The following is a 19,864-nucleotide window of genomic DNA, read 5'->3' as shown; positions in this document are numbered from 1 at the left end:
AGGCGGCATTTTTTATATATGTTGATAACGCTTTAAGTTCTTACCTTACGACGCGGCAGCCGTGCCTTCTGCACCCGAGGCCTCAGCTGCGCTGTCCCCCGCTTCAGATGACTGATCAGACTCTGCCGCCTCTTCAACAGGAGCCTGCGCCTCTGGAGCATCAACATACACATAGATAATGCGAATTGTGTCTGCAAGATTACCAGTTGCATTTGATGTGGTGTAGTTATATGTCAAAACTGCTGACCATTCATATGTTTCACCATTAATATCAACCGGTCCTGAGAATGAGCAATTCTCAGCGGTAACCGTCGTGCCATCACTTGCATAGGTGGCATAATCAGATCTATCGCTTGGCAAAGTAATAGCATCATCAGACACGGTTACTCCAGCCTCTTCCAAGGTTTTTTGAATGATGTGCTGAGTCTCAATTGCTTCAGCAAAACTGATGGACCCATAGCCCAAAGACGCTGTAGCTGCAGAGTATCCAGCTGATACGACAACACCATCAGCATTCAGCCCCAAATAAACCGTTGGCGTGCCCGAGCGCGAATCGGCTGGCTCCTCAAGGAGCGCCACGGTCTCTTGGGTGACAATAGCACTTCCCTCTTCAGATACTTCGCGCGTAGAAACAACCGATGCACCACGTTTGAGTTGCGCAATAGCTTCACTTTCGCTCAAGCCTAAAATGCTTAGCAAATCAGGAACCTCAGTGCGCTTTTCGGTAACAGTTGTTGCATCAGTAGTGGCAGAAGGGTCTGTTTGCAAACTCTCTGTTTCGCTTTCTGTAGATTCAAGCTGTTGCACCTGCTGTGATGCAGAGAGATTAGCCTCAGAAAAGAGTTGCCATCCCATATAAACAATAGCGCCAATAAGAAGCACCAACAAAACCATAATGACAATCAAAATGCGACGCATCCGACGCGATTTTTTTTGATGTGGCGAAAGCGTAAGTTTATTGCTTTTGCCATGTCGACCACGCGTTGGCGCTGGCGCAATAGCTTGAGTTTGTTCCTCAAACAACAGCGGAGGTTCCGCTACTGGCTCAAGACTTTCAAATGCATCAGGATATTCATCGGATCCATCATCGGGTTTGTAGCTAAAACCACTGGCGTGACGACCTGATGAAGAACCGACTGCACTAAACTCATCGGTTTGATCAAGCGGTGTAAAAGCTTGCGTTAAGCCAATGGGTTCGTCGTGGGTATCATATTGTGATGCTTGCGGGGTATATTCATCCGTGTGCCGCATGGTTCGTTTAGAGTTCTTATTACCATATGAAGCATGTTTGGGCATTGTTCACCTTCCCAGCACTCAAGCAATTAAATTGCCTGCTCTGTACATGTGCTAGTTCGTAAAAAAGACGCAATAGATAATGGCACAAGCAACACCTATGAGCGCAAGCGCAATGATTATCTTTTGCATGGACGACATTGGCGTAGATTGCAAATCCTCCAAGGTAGTCTCATGGTATCCGTCATCTTTAACTGGCTTATCAACAGATTTTTCCGAAACAGAAGAAGACACTTTTACTGGTGTTTGAACCGGTGACTCTTCAGCTTCTATTTCTTGGGTTGTTTCATCCTGCGAAACCGCCACACGAGGCGGAGTTGAAGGTTTTGCCCCTGCTTGAATAACGAAATCATCATCGTCTTGAGCATGGACGGTAATATGTGAAAATGTCGGCTGTTTTTCTGACACTTTAAGCTCCCTTCAACTTAGCCAAATTATACGGTAACTCAGCTTAAAGGTTACTCCTTCCCAATAAAATCCATTGCTTTGATAACTAACAGACACGGGCAGCTACCACCACTCTCACGATAGCTGCCCGAAGTACATCAATCGGTCAAAGACCCATAAACTATCTGCTTAAATAAATGCCTTTCACCGTATAGCTTTTATTCTTGAATGCCTGGGATAACAGGAATAGTAGCAAAACCAGCTGCCAGCTCCTCTTCGGTTGGCTCATAGTCGGTCATCTTACCTTGATTGAACGCATCATAGGCATACATATCAAAATAACCAGTGCCTGTAAGACCAAATAAAATTACTTTCTCCTCGCCCGTTTCAATGCATTTTTTTGCCTCTTCCATGGCGGCATAAATTGCATGAGCGCTTTCCGGAGCTGGCAAGATTGTCTCTTGGCGCGCAAACTCTTCTGCTGCAGCAAATACGTCAGTTTGCTTAACAGCAATGGCTTCCATATAACCATCATGTTTGAGCTTCGACACGATAGGAGACATGCCATGGTAGCGCAAACCTCCTGCATGATCAGGGTTAGGCAAAAAGCCATTACCAAGCGTATACATCTTAACGAGGGGGCAAGTTTGGCCGGTGTCAGCGTAATCATATGCGTATTTACCCCGCGTAAGCGATGGACAACTTGCCGGCTCAACAGCAATAAAACGCGTATCAGGCTTAATCCCCTTGAGCTTGTCACGCATAAAGGGCGCAATAAGACCACCAAGATTTGAACCGCCGCCAGCACATCCGATGACGATATCGGGATACTCTCCCAACTCTTCAAGAGCACAATAACTCTCAAGCCCAATGATGGATTGATGCAATACAACTTGATTAAGCACACTACCAAGCTGATAGCGACCCTTATTGTTGGGTACATTTAGTGCGCGCTCTACTGCCTCAGAGATTGCCGTGCCAAGAGATCCTGTTGAATCAGGATGCTCAGCTAACATACGCTTTCCTACTTCAGTCATCTCTGACGGAGAGGGAGTCACAGTTGCATGAAAGGTCTCCATGATGTTTCTGCGGAACGGCTTTTGATTATAGGAACACTTGACCATAAAAACGTCTAGATCAAGTCCGAAATGATCTGCTGCTTCCGAAAGAGCCGTCCCCCATTGTCCGGCACCTGTCTCGGTAGTGATCTTTTCCAGATCTTGCTCTTTGGCATAGTAAGCTTGCGCAATTGCGGAGTTGAGCTTATGGGAACCCGAGGTGTTGTTGCCTTCAAATTTGTAATAAATCTTTGCTGGCGTACCCAACGCACGCTCAAGGTTATAAGCGCGGCACAACGGCGAAGGACGATACACCTTATACATTTCGCGAACCCCTTCAGGGATATCAACATAAGCAGTCTCATCATCTAATTCCTGCTCGACCAAAGCATCGCAAAACACCGGCGACAGGTCTTCATGAGTGGCAACCGATCCGTCAGCTAAACGCATTGGCTCAGGTGGTTCAGGCATATCAGCGCGCAGGTTATACCATTGCGTAGGAATTTGATCTTCGCGAAGATATAAACGATATGGGATTTGATTTGTCATAAGTGTTTCCTTTCTTCCACCTTAACCAAACATATACACACAAAAAGAGCCCCCGGATCTCCGAGGGCTCTTCTGGATATGTGTGCGAGAAATCAGAAGCCGCGAGACCCGAGTATCAATGTCTTCTGTTCCACCACCAAGCACCAAATAGCAATGCCGAAAAAACGACATCTGCAACAAGTGCGGTTGGTGTTGTTGGAGCAGCTTGCATGTAACCCTTTCATCACAACTTCACAAAGCTCATAAAGCCTGCACGTGAGATTATCACACTATGTTGAAGCGATGCAAGCATTAAAGGTTCCTGGCGTTGTGTATTCGCGAATTGTGGCACAATTGACGATGACTTTTTCACAAGAAGATAGCAGCACGACCTTAAAGAGGTAATTATGGAATTAGAAATTGGACAGTCCTTAGCAGGATTTCGCGTTGAGACCAAAGAGCCGCTCTCAGAAATTGACGGTGTAGCCTATACGCTTATTCATGAGGCATCCAAAGCTCGCCTGTTATATCTTGCAAACCAAGACAACAACAAAACGTTTTCTATCACATTCAAAACGCCCCCCAAAGACGACACAGGGGTGTTTCACATCTTGGAACATTCAGTGCTTTGCGGATCACGTAAATTCCCCCTCAAAGAACCGTTCGTAAATTTGATCAAGTCATCCATGCAAACGTTCCTCAATGCAATGACGTTTCCCGACAAAACGATGTATCCGGTTGCAAGCACCAACGACCAAGACCTCATCAATCTCACCGATGTCTATATGGATGCGGTACTTCACCCCAACATCTACCTTAAGCCTGAGATTTTTGAACAGGAAGGTTGGCATTGGGAGCTTAAAGCTGACCTTGAGGCAGACGAAGGAAATATTCTAGCGGGCGAAGAGACTGTTCTTGAAGCCCTCTCGAGCAAAGACCAAACGCCGCAACTGATGCTCAACGGGGTAGTTTATAACGAAATGAAAGGTGTCTTTTCTGACCCTAATTCCCTTTTGTACGACTACACCCAAGCAGCCCTGTTCCCCGATAACGCCTATCAGTATGAATCGGGCGGCGCTCCGTATGCCATCCCTGACCTTACCTATGAGCAGTTCCTGGAGCAACACGAACGTCATTACCGTCTTGATAATAGCTATATCACCCTCTACGGCAACCTTGATCTGTTGCGTATGTTGACGTTCTTAGATGAAGAATACCTCACTGTGGGAGCAGCTGAGGAACGCAGACGTGACGAAGCGCGCGCAAAAGACAACCTGCCCCCGCTCACCCCAAATCCCTTAGAGGCTCAAAGCGCTGTGATTGTTCCCCACGAAACGCACACCATGGCAACTTCACCAGAAAACGCGTGCGTTGCACTTGGCTACGTTATTGGAAGCGTAACGGAACGCACCCGTATAGTGGCTGTGGATATTTTGCTTGATGCCCTGATGGGCTCAAACGAAGCACCGCTTAAACGAGCTCTGTTAGATGCGGGTATCGCAGACGATGTACATGGCTCTCTTGCTGATAGCCTCTTGCAACCATTCGCCTTTTTGCAATTGCGCGGCGCCAAAGAAGGTGCTGCTGAAACCTTTAAACACATCGTGCACGACACTCTGACTACTCTGGCACAAGGTGGCCTTGACCACGCTTTGCTGGCGGCCTCCCTCTCGCACGCTGAGTTTGAAATGCGCGAGTATGATTTCCATATGGCCGACGGTGTAGCGCTTTCCATGGCCGCATTGAGCGGATGGCTCTATGACAACGACCTTGCAACCGCCTACCTCAAGTACGAAGAAGATTTCGCATTCTTGCGCAATGCGCTTGACGATAATTACTTTGAAGAGCTTATTGATGAGGTGTTTCTTCAGAGCAAACATTGGGCGTGTGTTGAAATTGTGCCCGATCAAGACAATGTCGATAAAGCCGAGGCTGAACGCATCACTCAGGCGCTCACACAGTTTACCGATCAAGACTATGTACGCATTGCTGATGCTGAAGCACGCCTTCGCCGCGAGCAAGAAGCCCCCGATAGCCCAGAAGCTTTAGCCTCACTTCCCCACCTGAGCCTTTCAGATTTAACCGATGCACCTGATGAACCAGCATATATGCTGGATGAAAGCTGTCCTCTTCCTTGCTTGCGACACGAAGCTACCCTTCATGGCGTAGTTTATACCTATCGCTATTTCAACTTGAGTCATATCAGTTTTGAAGAAATGCCCTATGTCAGCATTTTAGGACTGACCTTAAGCAAGCTTGCAACAGCCCAACATGATGCAGCAACCCTTGACACGCTCATTAATCATTACCTCGGGTCTCTCAACTTCTTTACTGACGTCTTCACAGATCCTGATGATCCGCATGCGCTCAATGCTTACTTTGTGGTAGGAAGCGCCGCACTTTCAGAAAACGTAGACAAGCTTGTCTCGCTTAGCAAAGAAATCATACTCACAACCGATTTCACAGATACTGACAAGATCCGCGATATCTTGTCTCAGGTGCGCATTAGCCTTGAACAAAGCTTTGTAACCGCAGGTCATGCGTATGCTCTCGGACGCATGGCATCATACTTCTTGCCTTCTGCTCTTCTGCGTGAGACACTCAAAGGCGTTGATTTCTATCTCTTCATCAAGTCACTGCTTGAAGACTACGATGCACGCAAAGAAGAATTGGTAACAAAACTTCAGTCCTTGGCACAAAGAATCTTTGCTGACAACACCTGTTTGCTCAGCTTCTCAGGCAGTGCGGCCGACTTTGATGCTTTCTGGAGTGCAAATCCGCTCTGCGAACAGACCACAAACGCAAAACAGATACTATGCGTACCTGAACCGCAAGCTAAAAATGAGGTCTTTGTTATCCCAAGCGACGTAAGCTATGTTGCGCAAGGTTTCAATAGAAGACTCTTAGATGTTGCATATTCAGGAACATGGGCAGTTGCCCGTCGTGCATTAAGTTACGATTATCTTTGGAATGAGGTGCGTGTTAAAGGTGGCGCCTATGGAGCTAACTTTACCTCTTCTTATATTGGTGATGTGTATTTCAATTCATACCGCGATCCGCACCTTGATGAAACACTTGCTCGTTTTGCAGGTGCTCCCGCCTGGCTTCAAGCCTTCAACCCGACACAAAATGAGCTGGAAGGGTTCATTGTTGCATCAGTTGCAGCATTTGATGCACCCCAAAAGACACGCGCTTTAGTCCGTTCGCAAGATGCTCAGTATTTCGCGAAATGGTCGCCAGCTGATCGGGCGCGCTTTAGAGCCGAGATGATAGCCACCACCAAAGATGCTCTTTGCGAACTTGCTCCTTGCATTCAAGATTCATTGAACAAGAACATGATCTGCGCTTTTGCAGGTAAAGATCTTGTTGATGCCTCCAGTGCAGGCCTGACAGAGATCATACTGTAAGCGCTGTTGTGTAAGCGAAGATACGAAACTATACCATCAGGTATAATGCGTATTGATTGTGGCAGCTTTATATGATATTGATATTGTAACAATTAACATTAGTTGAACGCGTTTAGGAAGCGAGAAGCACAACTATGCTAGAACTGAGAAATCTCACGTTCGAGGTGCCTGTGTCTGAGGGATCACAGGAAACCAAACGTATTATTGATGATCTATCATTAACTATCCCCGATGACCGCTTCACGGTCATCACTGGCCCAAATGGTGGCGGCAAATCAACGCTGGCTAAACTGATCATGGGTATAGAGAAGCCCACGTCAGGCCAGATTCTTTTCAACGGCGAAGACATTACCAACCTAAGCATTGCCGATCGTGCAAACTTAGGTATTGGCTATGGCTTTCAGCAGCCCGCTCGTTTTAAGGGCATGAAGGTCAAAAAGCTTCTTGATATTGCTGCAGGCAAAAAGCTCCCTATGCTTGCTTGCAACGAATATCTTGCTAAGGTAGGCCTGTGCTCTGCAAGCTATCTCACCCGTGAAGTGGACAAATCCCTCTCTGGTGGCGAAGTTAAGCGAATTGAAATTGCCACTATTTTGGCACGCGATCCGAAGCTGGCAATCTATGACGAACCTGAAGCTGGCATTGACCTCTGGAGTTTTGATCGCTTGACAGAAACATTCCGCGACATCCACGAAGCGCGCGACGGTCGCTCAATTGTCATCATTTCCCACCAGGAGCGCATTATTCAATTGGCTGACGAAATCATCCTTTTGCGTGATGGCAAAATTGCCGCAACGGGTACTCCCGAAGAGCTCCTGCCCACGCTCGGCTTTGTTGCTAAGGGTGTTCCCGGGTGTCAACTCACCGAGCCAACCGAACTTCATTTGACCGAAATTGCCACTACTTGTTAGTGTGCTCTTTATTAAGGAGAAACCATGGCTGTAGATCTTTCCCCCATTGACGAGGGACTCCTAGAGCAAATTGCCAATATCCACGGAATGCCTAAGGGAGCTTTTAACATTCGCAAGGATGGCCAGCTCGTCCAGCGTTCCTCATCAGCGCATATTGAGATTTCCACCAAAACCGACAACCCCGGCATTGATATTCATATCGCACCTGGAACTCGAGGAGAAACGGTTTTCATTCCGGTAATTGTTACGCAAGCAGGCCTCAAAGATGTGGTGTATAACACCTTTTATATTGGCGAAGATTGCGATGTAACCATTGTAGCTGGTTGCGGCATTCACAATGAAAGCCACGAAGCATCTGAACATGATGGCATTCACACATTTTACTGCGGCAAAAACTCACATGTTCGCTATGTAGAAAAGCATTATGGCGAAGGAAGCGGCACTGGCGAGCGCATCTTAAACCCCGTTACCAATGTCATTTTGGAAGAGGGATCACACTGCGAAATGGAAATGGTGCAGCTCCGCGGTGTTTCCTCTACCGTTCGCGATACCAATGCTGAGCTTGGTGCTGGCGCAAAGCTTGTCTTAACCGAGAAGCTGCTCACTCACGACAAGCAAACCGCAACTTCAAATATGAAAGTTGAACTGAAGGGCGACGATTCAAGCGTGCAGGTAATCTCTCGCTCAGTTGCACAAGATGATTCCGTTCAAATCTTCAACCCGCTTGTCATTGGCGAGGCTGCTTGTCGCGGACATGTACAATGCGACGCTATTATCATGGGCCACGCCAAAGTGACCGCAATCCCTGGCATTGAAGCGGCAAGCGAAGATGCACAGCTTGTCCACGAAGCTGCTATTGGCAAGATTGCGGGAGACCAAATCATTAAGTTGATGACGTTAGGCTTAAGCGAAGAAGAGGCTGAGCAAGAAATCTTGGAGGACTTTTTAAATTAGCTTTCCTGTTATTGGTTGAAGGCATTTTCTCCCCTCAGCCAACAATTTTTATGAGCAACTATCACAAAACCGCTTCGCCAATATGTTCGGCGAAGCGGTTTTTAATTGCGTTTCAAAATACCCCTAAAAGATGCGCTCTTGAAATTCATCAACGAAGTGAGCAATTAGGGCTGCACTCGTTGGGGTGCATCGTTCACCTGGAAACGTATACTCGCACGTAGGAATACCCGTTTGCAAAAGAGCTCGTGTTGCGGGGGCAGGAATATCCAATTCACCGTGAGCGCATATAACGGTTCCTTCGCCGGTCTGAACATGTGTTGCCACAATGCGCTCGGGAGCAAATGCCTCAACAGCCACACATACACCTAAAACGTTTCGTATTGACCCAGCATTTCCAACCTCATGAAAGTGAGTCTCCTCCACGCTACAACCATGCACCGACGCCTCTGCTTGCGCCAAAAGCTGATACACCTGACGCATATGCTCTTTTACACGCTCCGATACTGCCAATTCATCAATGGTGGCCATGACTTCGGCTAAGTCATGATGATGTTTTTCTTCGATAATGGCCTGCTCAAGCGCAAGATGCACTTGATTTCTTCGCCGCTCATCAAGCTGAAGCATGGTTTGAGCCAAGATGTTTGTACGAGTTGCAAGTTCGTTTAAAACCCATACGAGATTCATGCTGTTTCCCTTACTTATCTGCGCACGTAACTCTGTACATAGCTACGCTTTACGCCTTGTAATGAAGGTGATTAATAAGATGTGCCTGATAAGCAGCACCAAAGCCGTTGTCGATATTTACTACCGACACCCCCGAAGCACACGAATTGAGCATAGCCAAAAGCGCGGCAACACCGCCAAAACTGGCTCCGTAACCAACTGAAGTGGGCACCGCTACGACTGGCGCCGACACCAAGCCGCCGATGACGCTTGCCAACGCACCTTCCATGCCCGCCACAACAATCACCACGCGTGCGCGCTCAAGTTCTTCTTGATGCGCCAGTAGCCTATGGATTCCTGCAACACCCACATCATAAAGACGACATACTTCATTGCCGAGCGCCTCTGCGGTAAGCGCGGCTTCTTCTGCACAATACAGATCTGAAGTACCGGCACAAGCCACTACAATACTACCCAAACCATCTGCTAAGGCATTATCTCCAAAGCGGAGCAATTGCGCTGTCTGGGAATAACTGAAAGCCTTGTTACCGCACGCATCAGACGAAGCACCTATTGTCGTCCAAAGATGTTCAACAATGTGCGCTTTATCAGGATCCACACGCGTGGCAATCACCATGTCCTGCCCTTGTTCTATGAGGGCTCGTGCAATGCCAACAATTTGCTCAGGCGTTTTACCTGCACCGTAAATAACTTCGCCGACACCTTGCGTAGTTGACCGCAAGTGGTCTGGTTTAGCATATCCAAGATCCGTGAAATTCATATCAAGCCTCTTTAAGCAGCTTGATTAGCAGAACCGTCTCCCTCAACACCCATGTCAGACATGCCTGTTCCGTCATCAGTGTAATCACCAGTACCGCTTCCGTCGCCTGTTCCGTCGTCATAGGTGGCATTATCGGCTGTGTTGTCATACACAATAGGATCTTCATCCTGAGCGGTCGCATCTGCGGGAGCAGGTTCGTCAGAAGAAGCGTCTCCCGAAGCAGAATCGTCAGTAGTCTCATCCGCAGCCGAGGTGTCCCCTGTTGAGTTTGTATCACTAGTGGTAGTGGCAGCACTAGCACCTGCGGTGAGCGGAATCTGAGACAAATCAAGCACAGAACCGAGCCACTTCGTTTCAATGACTCCAACAACGCCCGTGCCGGTAATTGATGTTAAAGCATCAGAAACTGCCTGTTTCAAATCAGCATTGCTATCAAGCACACCTACCGCATAACCGCTTGGTTGCTGCATGAGGGCAACAATATGAACATCATAGCCTGCACTATGAGCAGCATAGGTACCAATTACCGTGTCAGCAGCTACATATTGCACATCACCAGATTCAAGCTTGGCAAAAGCACTCTTCAGATCATCTGTAGTTACCAATGTTCCGTTGTCAAACTCATTGGAAACAGCCCAGGAACTCTTTGAGGAAGTTTGAGCGGCAATAACAGGAGCTTCTTCATTGGTGGGTACCGTGTCATTAGAAGGAAGTGCAAATAGCGCTACCGCGGTGGGAAGGTATGCCTCTGATGTCCAAAAGCTTCCCGTGGTATCAGACTTATCAACGCCCATGACAATATCCACCGAGCCATTAGTGAGAGCTGATTCGGCATCCGTTTCAACATCCACCAGTTCAAGCTTAAGACCAAACTGATCTGCAAGAGCAGCAGCCACATCAACATCAAGACCAACAATTTTTGATGACGAAGCAGGTTGGCCCGCCAAAGGAGCATTGCCGGTATTTACGCCAACACGCAACACGCCGTCTTGAGCAATAGTTGGGCTGCTCAGTGTTGGTGCCTTTTCGGGCGGAGTATAACTCTCTTGTGAAGCGCACCCAACCATACCGAACAAGGCAAGCGCACTCACTACAAATACGCTGAAGAACTTTGTTGTCATAGAACGCGACATGCACATTCCTCCATCCATATCAACTCAACAAAGCCTCTTCTGACTGACCTAGTTTTTGACCCCACACTCGCGCACTGGATCTAAGCTTGCGCCCTTGACCTCTCGCCTGGAGCAGCCGGATGCCGCATAATCGCCAAGCGGTGCGACTTACCTCTAGGATACGCCATGATCGTCACGCCAAAACGTGGCTTACGTGGATCCTTTTGACCGCATCTGCCATGGACTAGGGATAAAACCCGCAACTACAGACTCAGAAGAAGCGAAGCTATTTTATCAGATGGGTCATTTATATACTGATTTGTCATGCGAAATACGCGCAAAAAGCGTGTGATCATCGCTTCGATGGTTTCCTTGGTCATGCCTGCATCTAAACAAGAACAAGACTACGTGCTATTCATATAGAATACGCGCCAAAAAATGGGCGTTTCTGTATGAATTCAACGTGAAAAGAAAGGAGAAAGATATTTGATCACGCCGCAAGTGCCTCCCTTGTAGTTTCGCCATACTTTTATCCATGATGCTACCGAGAACAAACTCTTTGATACAGAACCCTATCGCAGTACTCAAAGAAGGGCTGCGCTTTGGAGCGTTGGTTGGCGCTGAAACACTCTGGCCAACACAGTGCGTCGTCTGTAACAAACCTGGAGAGGTACTCTGCAAGCGCTGCCAACTTAACCTCCCCTACATTGACCAGAGCAGAGCTTGTTCACGCTGCGGTGCCCCTTTTGGTCAGATCCAGTGCAGCGAATGCAATCTAGTAACGCTCTCAAACGTGCACCGAACAACACTTCCCTTTGAAAGTTGCATTAGTGTTGCGGTGTATACCGCTTCAGCTATGAAACTCATACGCACCTGGAAAGACGAAGGCGAGAGGCGTTTGGGGGTCTACCTTGCATCCATGATGGCTCACATGATCAAGCCCATATTCTCCTATGAAGATACTTCCAACTTGCCGACAATTACGTTTATTCCTGCAACAAAGCAGGCATGCCAGCGACGCGGATTTGACCATGCCGAACAACTTGCTCAACTCATTAGTAAACAAAGCACGCTTCCCTGCAGATCCCTCTTTGCCCGACCAACAAGCAAAGATCAACGGAAGTTTGGGCGCAGCGAACGTATGAAAAACATGGCAGGAAGGTTTTTGCTTTCCACAAACGAAGCACTACCTGACCACGTGCTCATAATTGATGATGTCATGACATCTGGAGCTACACTTTTTGCTGCAAGCGATCTCCTGCGACAAAACGGGGTAAGCAGGATTACCTGCCTTACCTTTGCGCGCGTTTGGTGAGACTCTGATTCTGAGAAGACATCTCGGTAACATCAACAGAAATGCAATGCGTAATTGGCTTCCAGTTGCCTTTTTTGACCAGTGCTACTAAGGCAATAGGAATATACGTAATCATAAAGAACGGGAAGGTAAACATATACAGTACCTTTTTACGCGTGGGAGCATGAATAGAGTCCCACTCAACAAAGGTAGTCAACACACCAAAGAGGAACATGAATACCAAATAATTGAACAAGCAGAAAAGAATTGAAGAGACTGATGAGGCAATCATAATGCCAGTAGACATCATACCCGTAGCAGCCAAAAAGATAATGATTGCATTAAAGATCACCGATACAACCGTCAACAACATGCCAGGAGCAATGGTCATCAACATGTCATAGCAAGCGAATCGTGATCCTTTTGGATTGGTAGCAATGCCTTTTGCAAGACGTGCACCATAGTGCCAAAATACCTGATAAAAGCCTTTTGCCCAACGAAAACGCTGGTTCCAGGAATCCCTAAAGGTAATGGGTTGTTCGTCATATAACACTGCGGTAGGCGTATAAGAAATACGCACACCATCAAGAATGCTATTAGCTGAAAACTCAATATCCTCAGTGAGCAAATGCCATTTCCATCCACCTGCTGCCTGAATAATGTCAGCAGCAATAAAGAATCCTGTACCTGACACCGCACACGAAGTATTAAGAGTCAAACGAGCCTGATTCAAAAACTTTGCTTCGCGCAAAAACCAAATTGCGTATCCAGCAGAAATCCAGTTCGAACCATAGTTCTTTGAATTACGATAGCTCGTAGATGCTTTTGCACCGTTATCAAATGTCTTATTCATCTCGCGGAAGTAATTTACATCCAAGACATTGTCGGCATCAAAAACAAAGTAGGCTTCATAGCCTTTATCTGCGTATTGATCCAGGATAATCTTGAAGCCGTAATCAAGTGCGTAGCCTTTGCCAATTTCGGCATCATTATTGCGCACAAAAACTATAGCGCCTGCTTCTTTTGCTACCGTTGCCGTATCATCAGTGCAATTATCTGCAACGACAAATACATCAATAAGCTCAGAGGGGTAATTTTGAACCTTGATTGAATGGACAAGGTCCCCAATAACCGCCGCCTCATTACGCGCACAAATCACCGCAGCATAGCGATGGTTCTTCTGCGCCGTTAGTTGTTTCGGTTTACGCGTAAGCACTACCAATACATAGTAGAGCTGATAGGTGTAGCAAATCGTAAACGTAATAAAGACGCAAAAGTTAAAAATATCAACGAATGAAATTTGAGAGAAAAACTGATCCAACACTTTTCCCTAAACTCCTCAATGTTAGTTGGCATTAAAAGCATCTCTTTGCAGTCAAAGCGCTAAAAGACACAAGATATGAGTATAGCAACTTCACCCACAAGCGCTATATGACGAGGGTTTTCGTTACCAATTCTTATGTATAAATCGTCGAATCATCGTATTTTCTTCATACCTTTGCAGACTCTCTCCACAAAATGATGCCAAAGATTGTGCCCTTTATGCCATGTGGTACCCTATTTGGTAGCTTATTTTCGAATGCATCAATCAGTTAGCGGAGGTATTATGACCACTCATTACGACATTAAAGATATCAATTTAGCGGACGAAGGTTTGGCGCGAATCATCTGGGCTGATAAAGACATGCCCGTTCTTGCTCGCATTCGCGAACGTTTCGCCGAAGAAAAGCCACTTAAAGATGTCCGCATTGGCTGCTGCATGCATGTAACCACCGAAACCGCTAATCTCATGCGCGCGCTCGCAGCATCAGGCGCACAAGTCACCCTTTGCGCATCCAACCCGCTCTCAACACAAGATGATACCGCTGCTTCGCTTGTGCGTGACTTCGGTATTTCAGTCTATGCAATTGCTGGCGAAGACATGGATACCTACAACGAACATATTGAGGCGGTTATTGGCACCAATCCCCAAATCATCATGGATGACGGCGCAGATCTTGACACCGCGCTTCATACGCGTTTCCCCGAAGAGTTGGCAAATGTTATCGGAGGAACTGAAGAGACCACTACTGGCGTTGTTCGCTTGATGGCTATGGCTGCCGAAGGCGCACTGGGCTACCCTGTTTTCAATATCAATGACGCTAATACCAAGCACTGCTTTGACAACCATTACGGTACCGGTCAATCAACTCTTGATGGCATCATTCGTGCAACCAACAGGCTTTTAAGCGGTCGCACTATTGTTGTTTCGGGATATGGTTACTGCGGTAGCGGTCTTGCTCTGCGCGCACGTGGTATGGGCATGAATGTTATTGTCTGCGAGGTGGATCCGCTCAAAGCACTTGAAGCCCATATGGAAGGATATCGCGTCATGCCTGCTGCTGAAGCTGCACAATATGCCGATGTCTGGGTGACGGTTACAGGCAATTGCAAAGTAGTAGATGCGCCTGCGTTTGAGAATATGAAAGATGGCGCGATTATCTGCAACTCAGGCCATTTTGATTCCGAAATCAATCTCAACTGGCTCAACGAGCACGCCGTTCGCAAAGAGGAAATCAAGCCTTTGGTTGAGGAATACACCCTTGAAGACGGTCGTAAGATCATCGTACTTGCACAAGGCAGATTGGTGAACCTGTCTTGTGCTGAAGGGCATCCGGCATCAGTTATGGATATGAGCTTTGCAAACCAGGCACTTGCTGCAGAATATCTCTACCAGCATGCTCATGAACTGGAAAACAAAGTTTATGATGTGCCAGCTGCCATTGACGACGATGTTGCTCGTGTAAAACTTGAAACGCTCGGAATTGAGATTGACACGCTCACTGACGAACAAATTGCTTATATGAATTCTTGGAACTTCGCGTAAGCATAAATTGGTGTAGCTGCCTACAAAACTTGAAGATGACCAAAGATTGGTAAAGCTATGAAACACTATGACATGAGACGAGACGGTCGCCTCCTTGATGAAGAACAGTGCTTAAGCATCTTGCGCAAAGGCAAGTACTGCATTGTCTCAACAAAAGACGAAGACGGCTTTCCTTATGGCGTCCCGCTCTCCTATGCACTTGTCGATCAAAAGATGTGCTTTCATACTACAAATACCTATGGTCATAAACTCGATGACTTCGCTTTGGATAATCGTGTGAGTGCAACCGTAGTTGACGATGTGCACGCATTCTTTGACGAAGGTGACTTTACTACCACGTTTGAATCGGTAATTGTCCGTGGTCGGTTGATTAAAGTTTCCGATGACGTTTTAAAACGCAAGGTTCTAGTGGCACTTTGCATGAAATACTGCCCTGAGCATAAAGCAGATATCGGCGCTGCCATGGCAGCTTCTTTTGATGTGACAGACACATGGATACTTGAACCTGAAGAGATATGCGGTAAGCGCCGTCCTAGAAGCTGACTTATAGTATCCACTAAAAAGATGTACCACAAAAAAAAATCAGGGGGCTAAAAGCCCCCTGATCTGATATTTTAAGTGGAGCCAGCGACAGGATTCGAACCTGCAACAGGCAGTTTACAAAACTGCTACGCTACCATTGCGTCACGCTGGCATATGCGAATAAGCGCTGTGCTATTGTACGACATCTCTGACACATTACAACCATTGTTCCAAAAAAAGCGATAAAGATTACCGGGAACTGTTCCCTGGCTCTTCAATATGCAAAGCACGATAGAGTCGATCAGGCACCAAACTCACCAAGTCGTCAGTCCAACGTACCAGATCAGTAGGCTTATCAGAGCGGAACCAATCGTTCAAAACCTCACATTCAAGCTTAGAGAATACCTCAACGATAAAATAGAGATTATCCGTCACGGTTACATGACGATAATTCTCAAGCGTATCAAGCAATACCGTCTTTCTATTCTCGGGCATAATAGTTTGCCCAAATGGCGTATTGATACTGTATTGAATAGATTTACGGAAGAAGTCGCGCTCTTGCGCAATCAACCTTAAGTGATGATAGTATCCCGTCTTCCAGTCAATTGTTCTGCCAATTTCATTAAGATAGAACTGGCGACAAAAAATGGAATACCACCAAGGTATGTCGTATTTACTTTCAAAGTGCCGATAGAAAGTTTGACGCGAAATACCTGCATTCTCACAAATCTCAGCGATAGTAATCTTGTCAAGTGATTTATTAACGGCGTGGAGAATTTTCATTTTGGTACGAAGTTCAGGAGTCTGAAAAACATCGGCACCGTACATAAGATCTGGCAACATTTTACTGCCTCATTTCTGTCCCAAGCTTATCTACAAGAAAACTAACTACCAATCCTGCAGCGAAAACCTTACTGACTTGGTGACGTCTGTAGTATCTTTAACTACATACTTAAGACGTTCGTGCAGCACCAATGAGTTAAAAAGCGATCGTTTCTGAAGCTCTTAATCGTCTTTAACCTTCCATTGAATCATGCCATTCGTAGAAGAAATTCATTTCTGCATACTTTCACACTTGACAGCGTATTTTAAATGCATAAAATTTCGTCCTTGCGAATGTTTAGCCTTTTACATATATTACTAAGCTTCGCCTTCAAATCACCCTTATTAATAATATTGCTCGCAAAAGCGTCGCATTAAAGTTACAAATTATGCATTTTGTAACTATTATGTTTGCGTTTTATTCTTAATTGAAGCTTCTTACTACATTGGCATACGATTATACCAACTTGCTTGACACGTTAGACTCGTCACCCTTTGTCTGATCTGCGGTTAAGCCGCAAGATAACTCTCTGGAAAGGTGTTTTATTCACCTTAATACGAGAGAGCAGCTTAGAGAGAGCTGCCAGAGAAAGGAGACTGTCATGGCGAAGATAGTCAACTCTTGGAACGACTGGGATCCGCTAAAGCACGTCATCGTTGGCCTGTGCGACAACTCAGTTATTCCTCCGGAGGAGCCCGCAACCTCTGAGAAGGTTCCGGTAGACTCTGAGATGCGTGGTATGTGGGGCTTGCGCCCGCTGCGCACCGTTGAGGTTGGTAATGCTTGCCTCGAGAACCTCGTTAAGGCTGTTGAAGAGCGCGGCGTTGTTGTAGACCGCCCGACTCCTCTTCAGTGGAACCAGGCAATCGGCACGCCTGACTTCCGTAATGACTCAATGATGACCTGCATGCCGCCTCGCGACATCCTGCTCACCGTTGGCCCGGAGATCATGGCTTCAGCTAACTCATTCCGTTGCCGTTACTTCGAGTATTTGGCCTACTGGCCGCTCATGATGAAGTACTTCGAGGAAGACCCCGACTTCATCTGGACCCAGGCTCCTCGTCCGCGCCTGACCGACCGTTCTTACAAGCACAACTACTATGATGAGAAGATCTCTCTGGAAGACCGCCTCATTCGTACGGCTAACAAAGACTTCGTTACCACCGAAGTAGAGCCGATGTGGGACGCTGCTGACCTTATGCGTATGGGCAAGGACATCTTCATTCAGCATGGCCTGACCACCAACCGCACCGCTATGGACTGGTTCCAGCGCTACTATCCGGACTATCGCATCCATGCGGTTAACTTCCCGGGTGACCCCTATCCGATCCACATCGACGCAACCTTCGTTCCGCTGCGTCCGGGCCTGATCATCAACAACCCGGTTCGTCCGCTTCCTGAGGATCAGCGTCCGATCTTCGAGGCAAACGATTGGCAAATCGTAGAGGCTGCACAGCCTGCTCATGACACGCCTCCTGAGTTCTGCTACTCATCAGTATGGCTGTCAATGAACTGCCTCGTTCTCGACCCGAAGACCGTTATCGTTGAGGCTTCTGAGGTTAACGAGCTTGAGCAGATGGATAAGCTCGGCATGAACGCTATCCCGGTTGATCTCCGTGGTGCTTATGCATTCGGTGGCGGCCTGCACTGCTCAACCGCTGACGTTTATCGTGAGGGCGAGTGCCTCGACTACTTCCCGAACCGCGTACCTGACTCAACCCTGGTACGTCCGGAGATGTGGAACGACTAATTCACCCCTCATTTCCTATCTAGTCTTTGTAGAAAGAGAGTTCAAATGAGCGAGAAAGAAATCACTCAGGACGCTCAAGGGGAAACCAAGCAATGGGGATCCCGCTTCGGCTACATCATGGTAGCCGCAGGTGCCGCCGTTGGCTTGGGCAACATTTGGAAGTTTCCTTATTTGGCATATCAGAGTGGCGGCGGTGCCTTTATCCTGTCGTTCATTCTTATTGCTATTGTTTTGGCCTGGCCTATGGTTAAGGTTGAAACATGCATTGGTCGTCAAGGCCGCGCAGACATGGTTAGCTCTTTTGAAAAGGTTAACCCGAAGTGGGGTTTTGTTGGCTGGATTGCTGCAGTTTGCACCTTGTGCATCAACTTCTTCTATGTAGTTGTTGGTGGTTGGGTACTCAAGTATGCCTTCCAGTACATCGTATTTGGCGAGCAGTCTTTTGTTGGCGAAGGCGGAGACACGGTTGCTTTCTACGAGAGCTTTACCCAGTCCCCACTTGAGCCTATTGTATGGACCTTCATCCTGCTTGCAGGTGTAATGTTCTTGCTGCTTTTCGGCATCACGGACAAGGTAGAGAAACTGGTTAAGGTTATCATGCCTGCTCTGTTTATCTTCCTTATCATCTGCGGCGTGTGGATCCTGTTTGCTATCCCAGGCGCACTTGATGGTCTGGCAACCTACCTCATTCCTGACTTTAGCAACTACACCTTCAAGACCTTTGCTTCTGCAGCAACGCAGGTATTGTTCTCTGTTGGTATTGGTTGGGGCATCTTTACTACCTTGGGTGCCAACGTTCCCAAGGAAAACAACGTCAGCTCTGACTCAGCTTTGGTTGTAACATGCGACGCATTAGTTGCAATCATTGCAGGCTTTGTTGTTATCCCAGCTGCTACTGCTTTCGGCACCGACGTTGAGGCTGGTCCTCGCTTGGTATTTGAGGTTATGACCGGCGTATTTGCCAACCTACCTGGCGGTCGCATTCTGGGCATCTTCTTCTTCGTAGCATTGCTATTCGCAGTAATCTCGTCGCTGTTTACCTTCTTCGAGATTCCGATTCGCGTATTCGAAGAGAAACTCAAGATGGGTCGCAAGAAGGGCGTCTTGGTTGTTGCTCTGATCATCTTCGTTGGCAACATCGTTGTATCTTTGGGCTTCGGTCCGCTCATGAGCGTCACGCTTCCGTGGCCGTTGTTCCCGGTTGGCTTTGAGCAGTATGACTTCTACGGTTGGCTTGACTGCTTTACCGCATACCTGCTGCTGCCCGCTGGTGTTGTGCTTGAGTGCTGCTTCGTAGCAAAGATCTGGGGATGGACCCGCTACAACAAAGAGCTTTCCAGCGATGGTCAATACAAATCTATTTCTGCATTCGAAAAGGTTTGCATCATGGTGATCAACCCGATCCTCATGATCATCGTATTCCTGAATGTATTTGGATTTATCCAGTAACAAATGCTTATTGGTCGCAGGTGCAAGGGGTGCTTGCGACCAATACTTCTTGAGGTTTGAGAAAGG

General features: G+C 47.2%; 16 protein-coding genes, 1 tRNA gene and 1 pseudogene. 9 read left to right on the top strand and 9 right to left on the bottom strand.

Annotated features, from left to right (window positions below; genetic code table 11):
• Positions 1-45 precede the first annotated feature (45 nt).
• From NFR28_RS05225 to NFR28_RS05215, 3 genes are all read right to left on the bottom strand, one after another.
• Entirely contained in the window at positions 46-1,296 is a 1,251-nt protein-coding gene (locus NFR28_RS05225; RefSeq protein ID WP_251178772.1) for a histone-lysine N-methyltransferase, read from the bottom strand.
• Between the two features lie 51 nt (positions 1,297-1,347).
• Positions 1,348-1,701 carry a hypothetical protein gene (locus NFR28_RS05220; protein WP_251178771.1) on the bottom strand — a complete coding sequence of 118 codons (354 nt, stop codon included), beginning with the start codon at positions 1,699-1,701 and terminating at the stop codon, positions 1,348-1,350.
• A gap of 197 nt (positions 1,702-1,898) precedes the next feature.
• Complete coding sequence (locus NFR28_RS05215; RefSeq protein WP_251178770.1) at positions 1,899-3,287, bottom strand: TrpB-like pyridoxal phosphate-dependent enzyme; 1,389 nt, start codon at positions 3,285-3,287, stop codon at positions 1,899-1,901.
• A 386-nt stretch (positions 3,288-3,673) separates the two neighbouring features.
• Between NFR28_RS05215 and NFR28_RS05210 the strand changes: the two genes are divergently transcribed.
• The 3 genes from NFR28_RS05210 (at position 3,674) to NFR28_RS05200 (ending at position 8,538) form a co-directional block, all read left to right on the top strand.
• Positions 3,674-6,673: an insulinase family protein gene (locus tag NFR28_RS05210; RefSeq protein WP_251178769.1), complete on the top strand. Its 3,000-nt coding sequence runs from the start codon at positions 3,674-3,676 to the stop codon at positions 6,671-6,673.
• 134 nt (positions 6,674-6,807) lie between these two features.
• A complete protein-coding gene (locus tag NFR28_RS05205; RefSeq protein ID WP_251178768.1) occupies positions 6,808-7,584 on the top strand; it encodes an ABC transporter ATP-binding protein in 777 nt (258 codons plus the stop codon).
• Positions 7,585-7,608: 24 nt separating this feature from the next.
• Positions 7,609-8,538 (top strand): SufB/SufD family protein, encoded by a 930-nt coding sequence (locus NFR28_RS05200; protein WP_251178767.1) that lies wholly within the window; start codon positions 7,609-7,611, stop codon positions 8,536-8,538.
• 123 nt (positions 8,539-8,661) lie between these two features.
• Here the strand turns inward: NFR28_RS05200 and larC are convergent, their stop codons facing one another.
• Genes larC through NFR28_RS05185 form a run of 3 tightly spaced genes read right to left on the bottom strand, consistent with a single transcriptional unit; the run spans position 8,662 to position 11,115 of the window.
• Positions 8,662-9,222, bottom strand: coding sequence for a nickel pincer cofactor biosynthesis protein LarC (gene larC, locus NFR28_RS05195; protein ID WP_251178766.1), 561 nt, complete (start codon positions 9,220-9,222; stop codon positions 8,662-8,664).
• 49 nt (positions 9,223-9,271) lie between these two features.
• Positions 9,272-9,982 (bottom strand): nickel pincer cofactor biosynthesis protein LarB, encoded by a 711-nt coding sequence (gene larB / locus NFR28_RS05190; RefSeq protein WP_251178765.1) that lies wholly within the window; start codon positions 9,980-9,982, stop codon positions 9,272-9,274.
• Positions 9,983-9,993: 11 nt separating this feature from the next.
• On the bottom strand, positions 9,994-11,115 hold the full coding sequence (locus NFR28_RS05185) for a substrate-binding periplasmic protein (RefSeq protein ID WP_251178764.1): 1,122 nt from the start codon (positions 11,113-11,115) through the stop codon (positions 9,994-9,996).
• Between the two features lie 514 nt (positions 11,116-11,629).
• Here NFR28_RS05185 and NFR28_RS08945 point away from each other — a divergent pair.
• Positions 11,630-11,854: pseudogene (locus tag NFR28_RS08945) on the top strand (double zinc ribbon domain-containing protein); the annotation flags it as partial.
• 138 nt (positions 11,855-11,992) lie between these two features.
• Complete coding sequence (locus NFR28_RS05180; protein ID WP_251178763.1) at positions 11,993-12,409, top strand: ComF family protein; 417 nt, start codon at positions 11,993-11,995, stop codon at positions 12,407-12,409.
• On the opposite strand, the gene NFR28_RS05175 is transcribed toward NFR28_RS05180, so the two are convergent.
• Entirely contained in the window at positions 12,387-13,712 is a 1,326-nt protein-coding gene (locus NFR28_RS05175) for a glycosyltransferase family 2 protein (RefSeq protein WP_251178762.1), read from the bottom strand. The two genes, NFR28_RS05180 and NFR28_RS05175, sit on opposite strands and share 23 nt — an antisense overlap.
• A 282-nt stretch (positions 13,713-13,994) precedes the next feature.
• Here NFR28_RS05175 and ahcY point away from each other — a divergent pair, with 282 nt between their 5' ends.
• Entirely contained in the window at positions 13,995-15,254 is a 1,260-nt protein-coding gene (gene ahcY / locus NFR28_RS05170) for an adenosylhomocysteinase (protein ID WP_251178761.1), read from the top strand.
• 57 nt (positions 15,255-15,311) lie between these two features.
• Entirely contained in the window at positions 15,312-15,797 is a 486-nt protein-coding gene (locus NFR28_RS05165; RefSeq protein ID WP_251178760.1) for a pyridoxamine 5'-phosphate oxidase family protein, read from the top strand.
• A 76-nt stretch (positions 15,798-15,873) separates the two neighbouring features.
• On the opposite strand, the gene NFR28_RS05160 is transcribed toward NFR28_RS05165, so the two are convergent.
• Positions 15,874-15,948 (bottom strand) — tRNA-Thr (locus tag NFR28_RS05160).
• A 77-nt stretch (positions 15,949-16,025) separates the two neighbouring features.
• Positions 16,026-16,619: a TetR/AcrR family transcriptional regulator gene (locus NFR28_RS05155; protein ID WP_251178759.1), complete on the bottom strand. Its 594-nt coding sequence runs from the start codon at positions 16,617-16,619 to the stop codon at positions 16,026-16,028.
• A 581-nt stretch (positions 16,620-17,200) separates the two neighbouring features.
• Here NFR28_RS05155 and NFR28_RS05150 point away from each other — a divergent pair.
• On the top strand, positions 17,201-18,349 hold the full coding sequence (locus NFR28_RS05150; protein WP_251178758.1) for a serine/threonine protein kinase: 1,149 nt from the start codon (positions 17,201-17,203) through the stop codon (positions 18,347-18,349).
• A 45-nt stretch (positions 18,350-18,394) separates the two neighbouring features.
• Positions 18,395-19,798 (top strand): sodium-dependent transporter, encoded by a 1,404-nt coding sequence (locus tag NFR28_RS05145; RefSeq protein ID WP_251178757.1) that lies wholly within the window; start codon positions 18,395-18,397, stop codon positions 19,796-19,798.
• The last annotated feature ends 66 nt before the right edge of the window (positions 19,799-19,864 follow it).

This window comes from Adlercreutzia agrestimuris (genome assembly GCF_943193125.1).
Lineage (GTDB): Bacteria > Actinomycetota > Coriobacteriia > Coriobacteriales > Eggerthellaceae > Xiamenia > Xiamenia agrestimuris.
The sequence above is the reverse complement of the archived record's forward strand: the minus strand, read 5'-3'. Positions and strand labels throughout refer to the sequence as shown.

Excerpts from the sequence above, each read along its gene's own strand:
- NFR28_RS05145 (WP_251178757.1), top strand. The coding sequence starts at position 18,395 with ATGAGCGAGAAAGAAATCACTCAGGACGCTCAAGGGGAAACCAAGCAA.
- NFR28_RS05150 (WP_251178758.1), top strand. The coding sequence starts at position 17,201 with ATGGCGAAGATAGTCAACTCTTGGAACGACTGGGATCCGCTAAAGCAC.
- NFR28_RS05215 (WP_251178770.1), bottom strand. The coding sequence starts at position 3,287 with ATGACAAATCAAATCCCATATCGTTTATATCTTCGCGAAGATCAAATT.
- NFR28_RS05200 (WP_251178767.1), top strand. The coding sequence starts at position 7,609 with ATGGCTGTAGATCTTTCCCCCATTGACGAGGGACTCCTAGAGCAAATT.
- NFR28_RS05165 (WP_251178760.1), top strand. The coding sequence starts at position 15,312 with ATGAAACACTATGACATGAGACGAGACGGTCGCCTCCTTGATGAAGAA.
- larB (WP_251178765.1), bottom strand. The coding sequence starts at position 9,982 with ATGAATTTCACGGATCTTGGATATGCTAAACCAGACCACTTGCGGTCA.
- NFR28_RS05205 (WP_251178768.1), top strand. The coding sequence starts at position 6,808 with ATGCTAGAACTGAGAAATCTCACGTTCGAGGTGCCTGTGTCTGAGGGA.
- NFR28_RS05185 (WP_251178764.1), bottom strand. The coding sequence starts at position 11,115 with ATGTCGCGTTCTATGACAACAAAGTTCTTCAGCGTATTTGTAGTGAGT.
- NFR28_RS05225 (WP_251178772.1), bottom strand. The coding sequence starts at position 1,296 with ATGCCCAAACATGCTTCATATGGTAATAAGAACTCTAAACGAACCATG.
- ahcY (WP_251178761.1), top strand. The coding sequence starts at position 13,995 with ATGACCACTCATTACGACATTAAAGATATCAATTTAGCGGACGAAGGT.
- NFR28_RS05155 (WP_251178759.1), bottom strand. The coding sequence starts at position 16,619 with ATGTTGCCAGATCTTATGTACGGTGCCGATGTTTTTCAGACTCCTGAA.
- NFR28_RS05210 (WP_251178769.1), top strand. The coding sequence starts at position 3,674 with ATGGAATTAGAAATTGGACAGTCCTTAGCAGGATTTCGCGTTGAGACC.
- larC (WP_251178766.1), bottom strand. The coding sequence starts at position 9,222 with ATGAATCTCGTATGGGTTTTAAACGAACTTGCAACTCGTACAAACATC.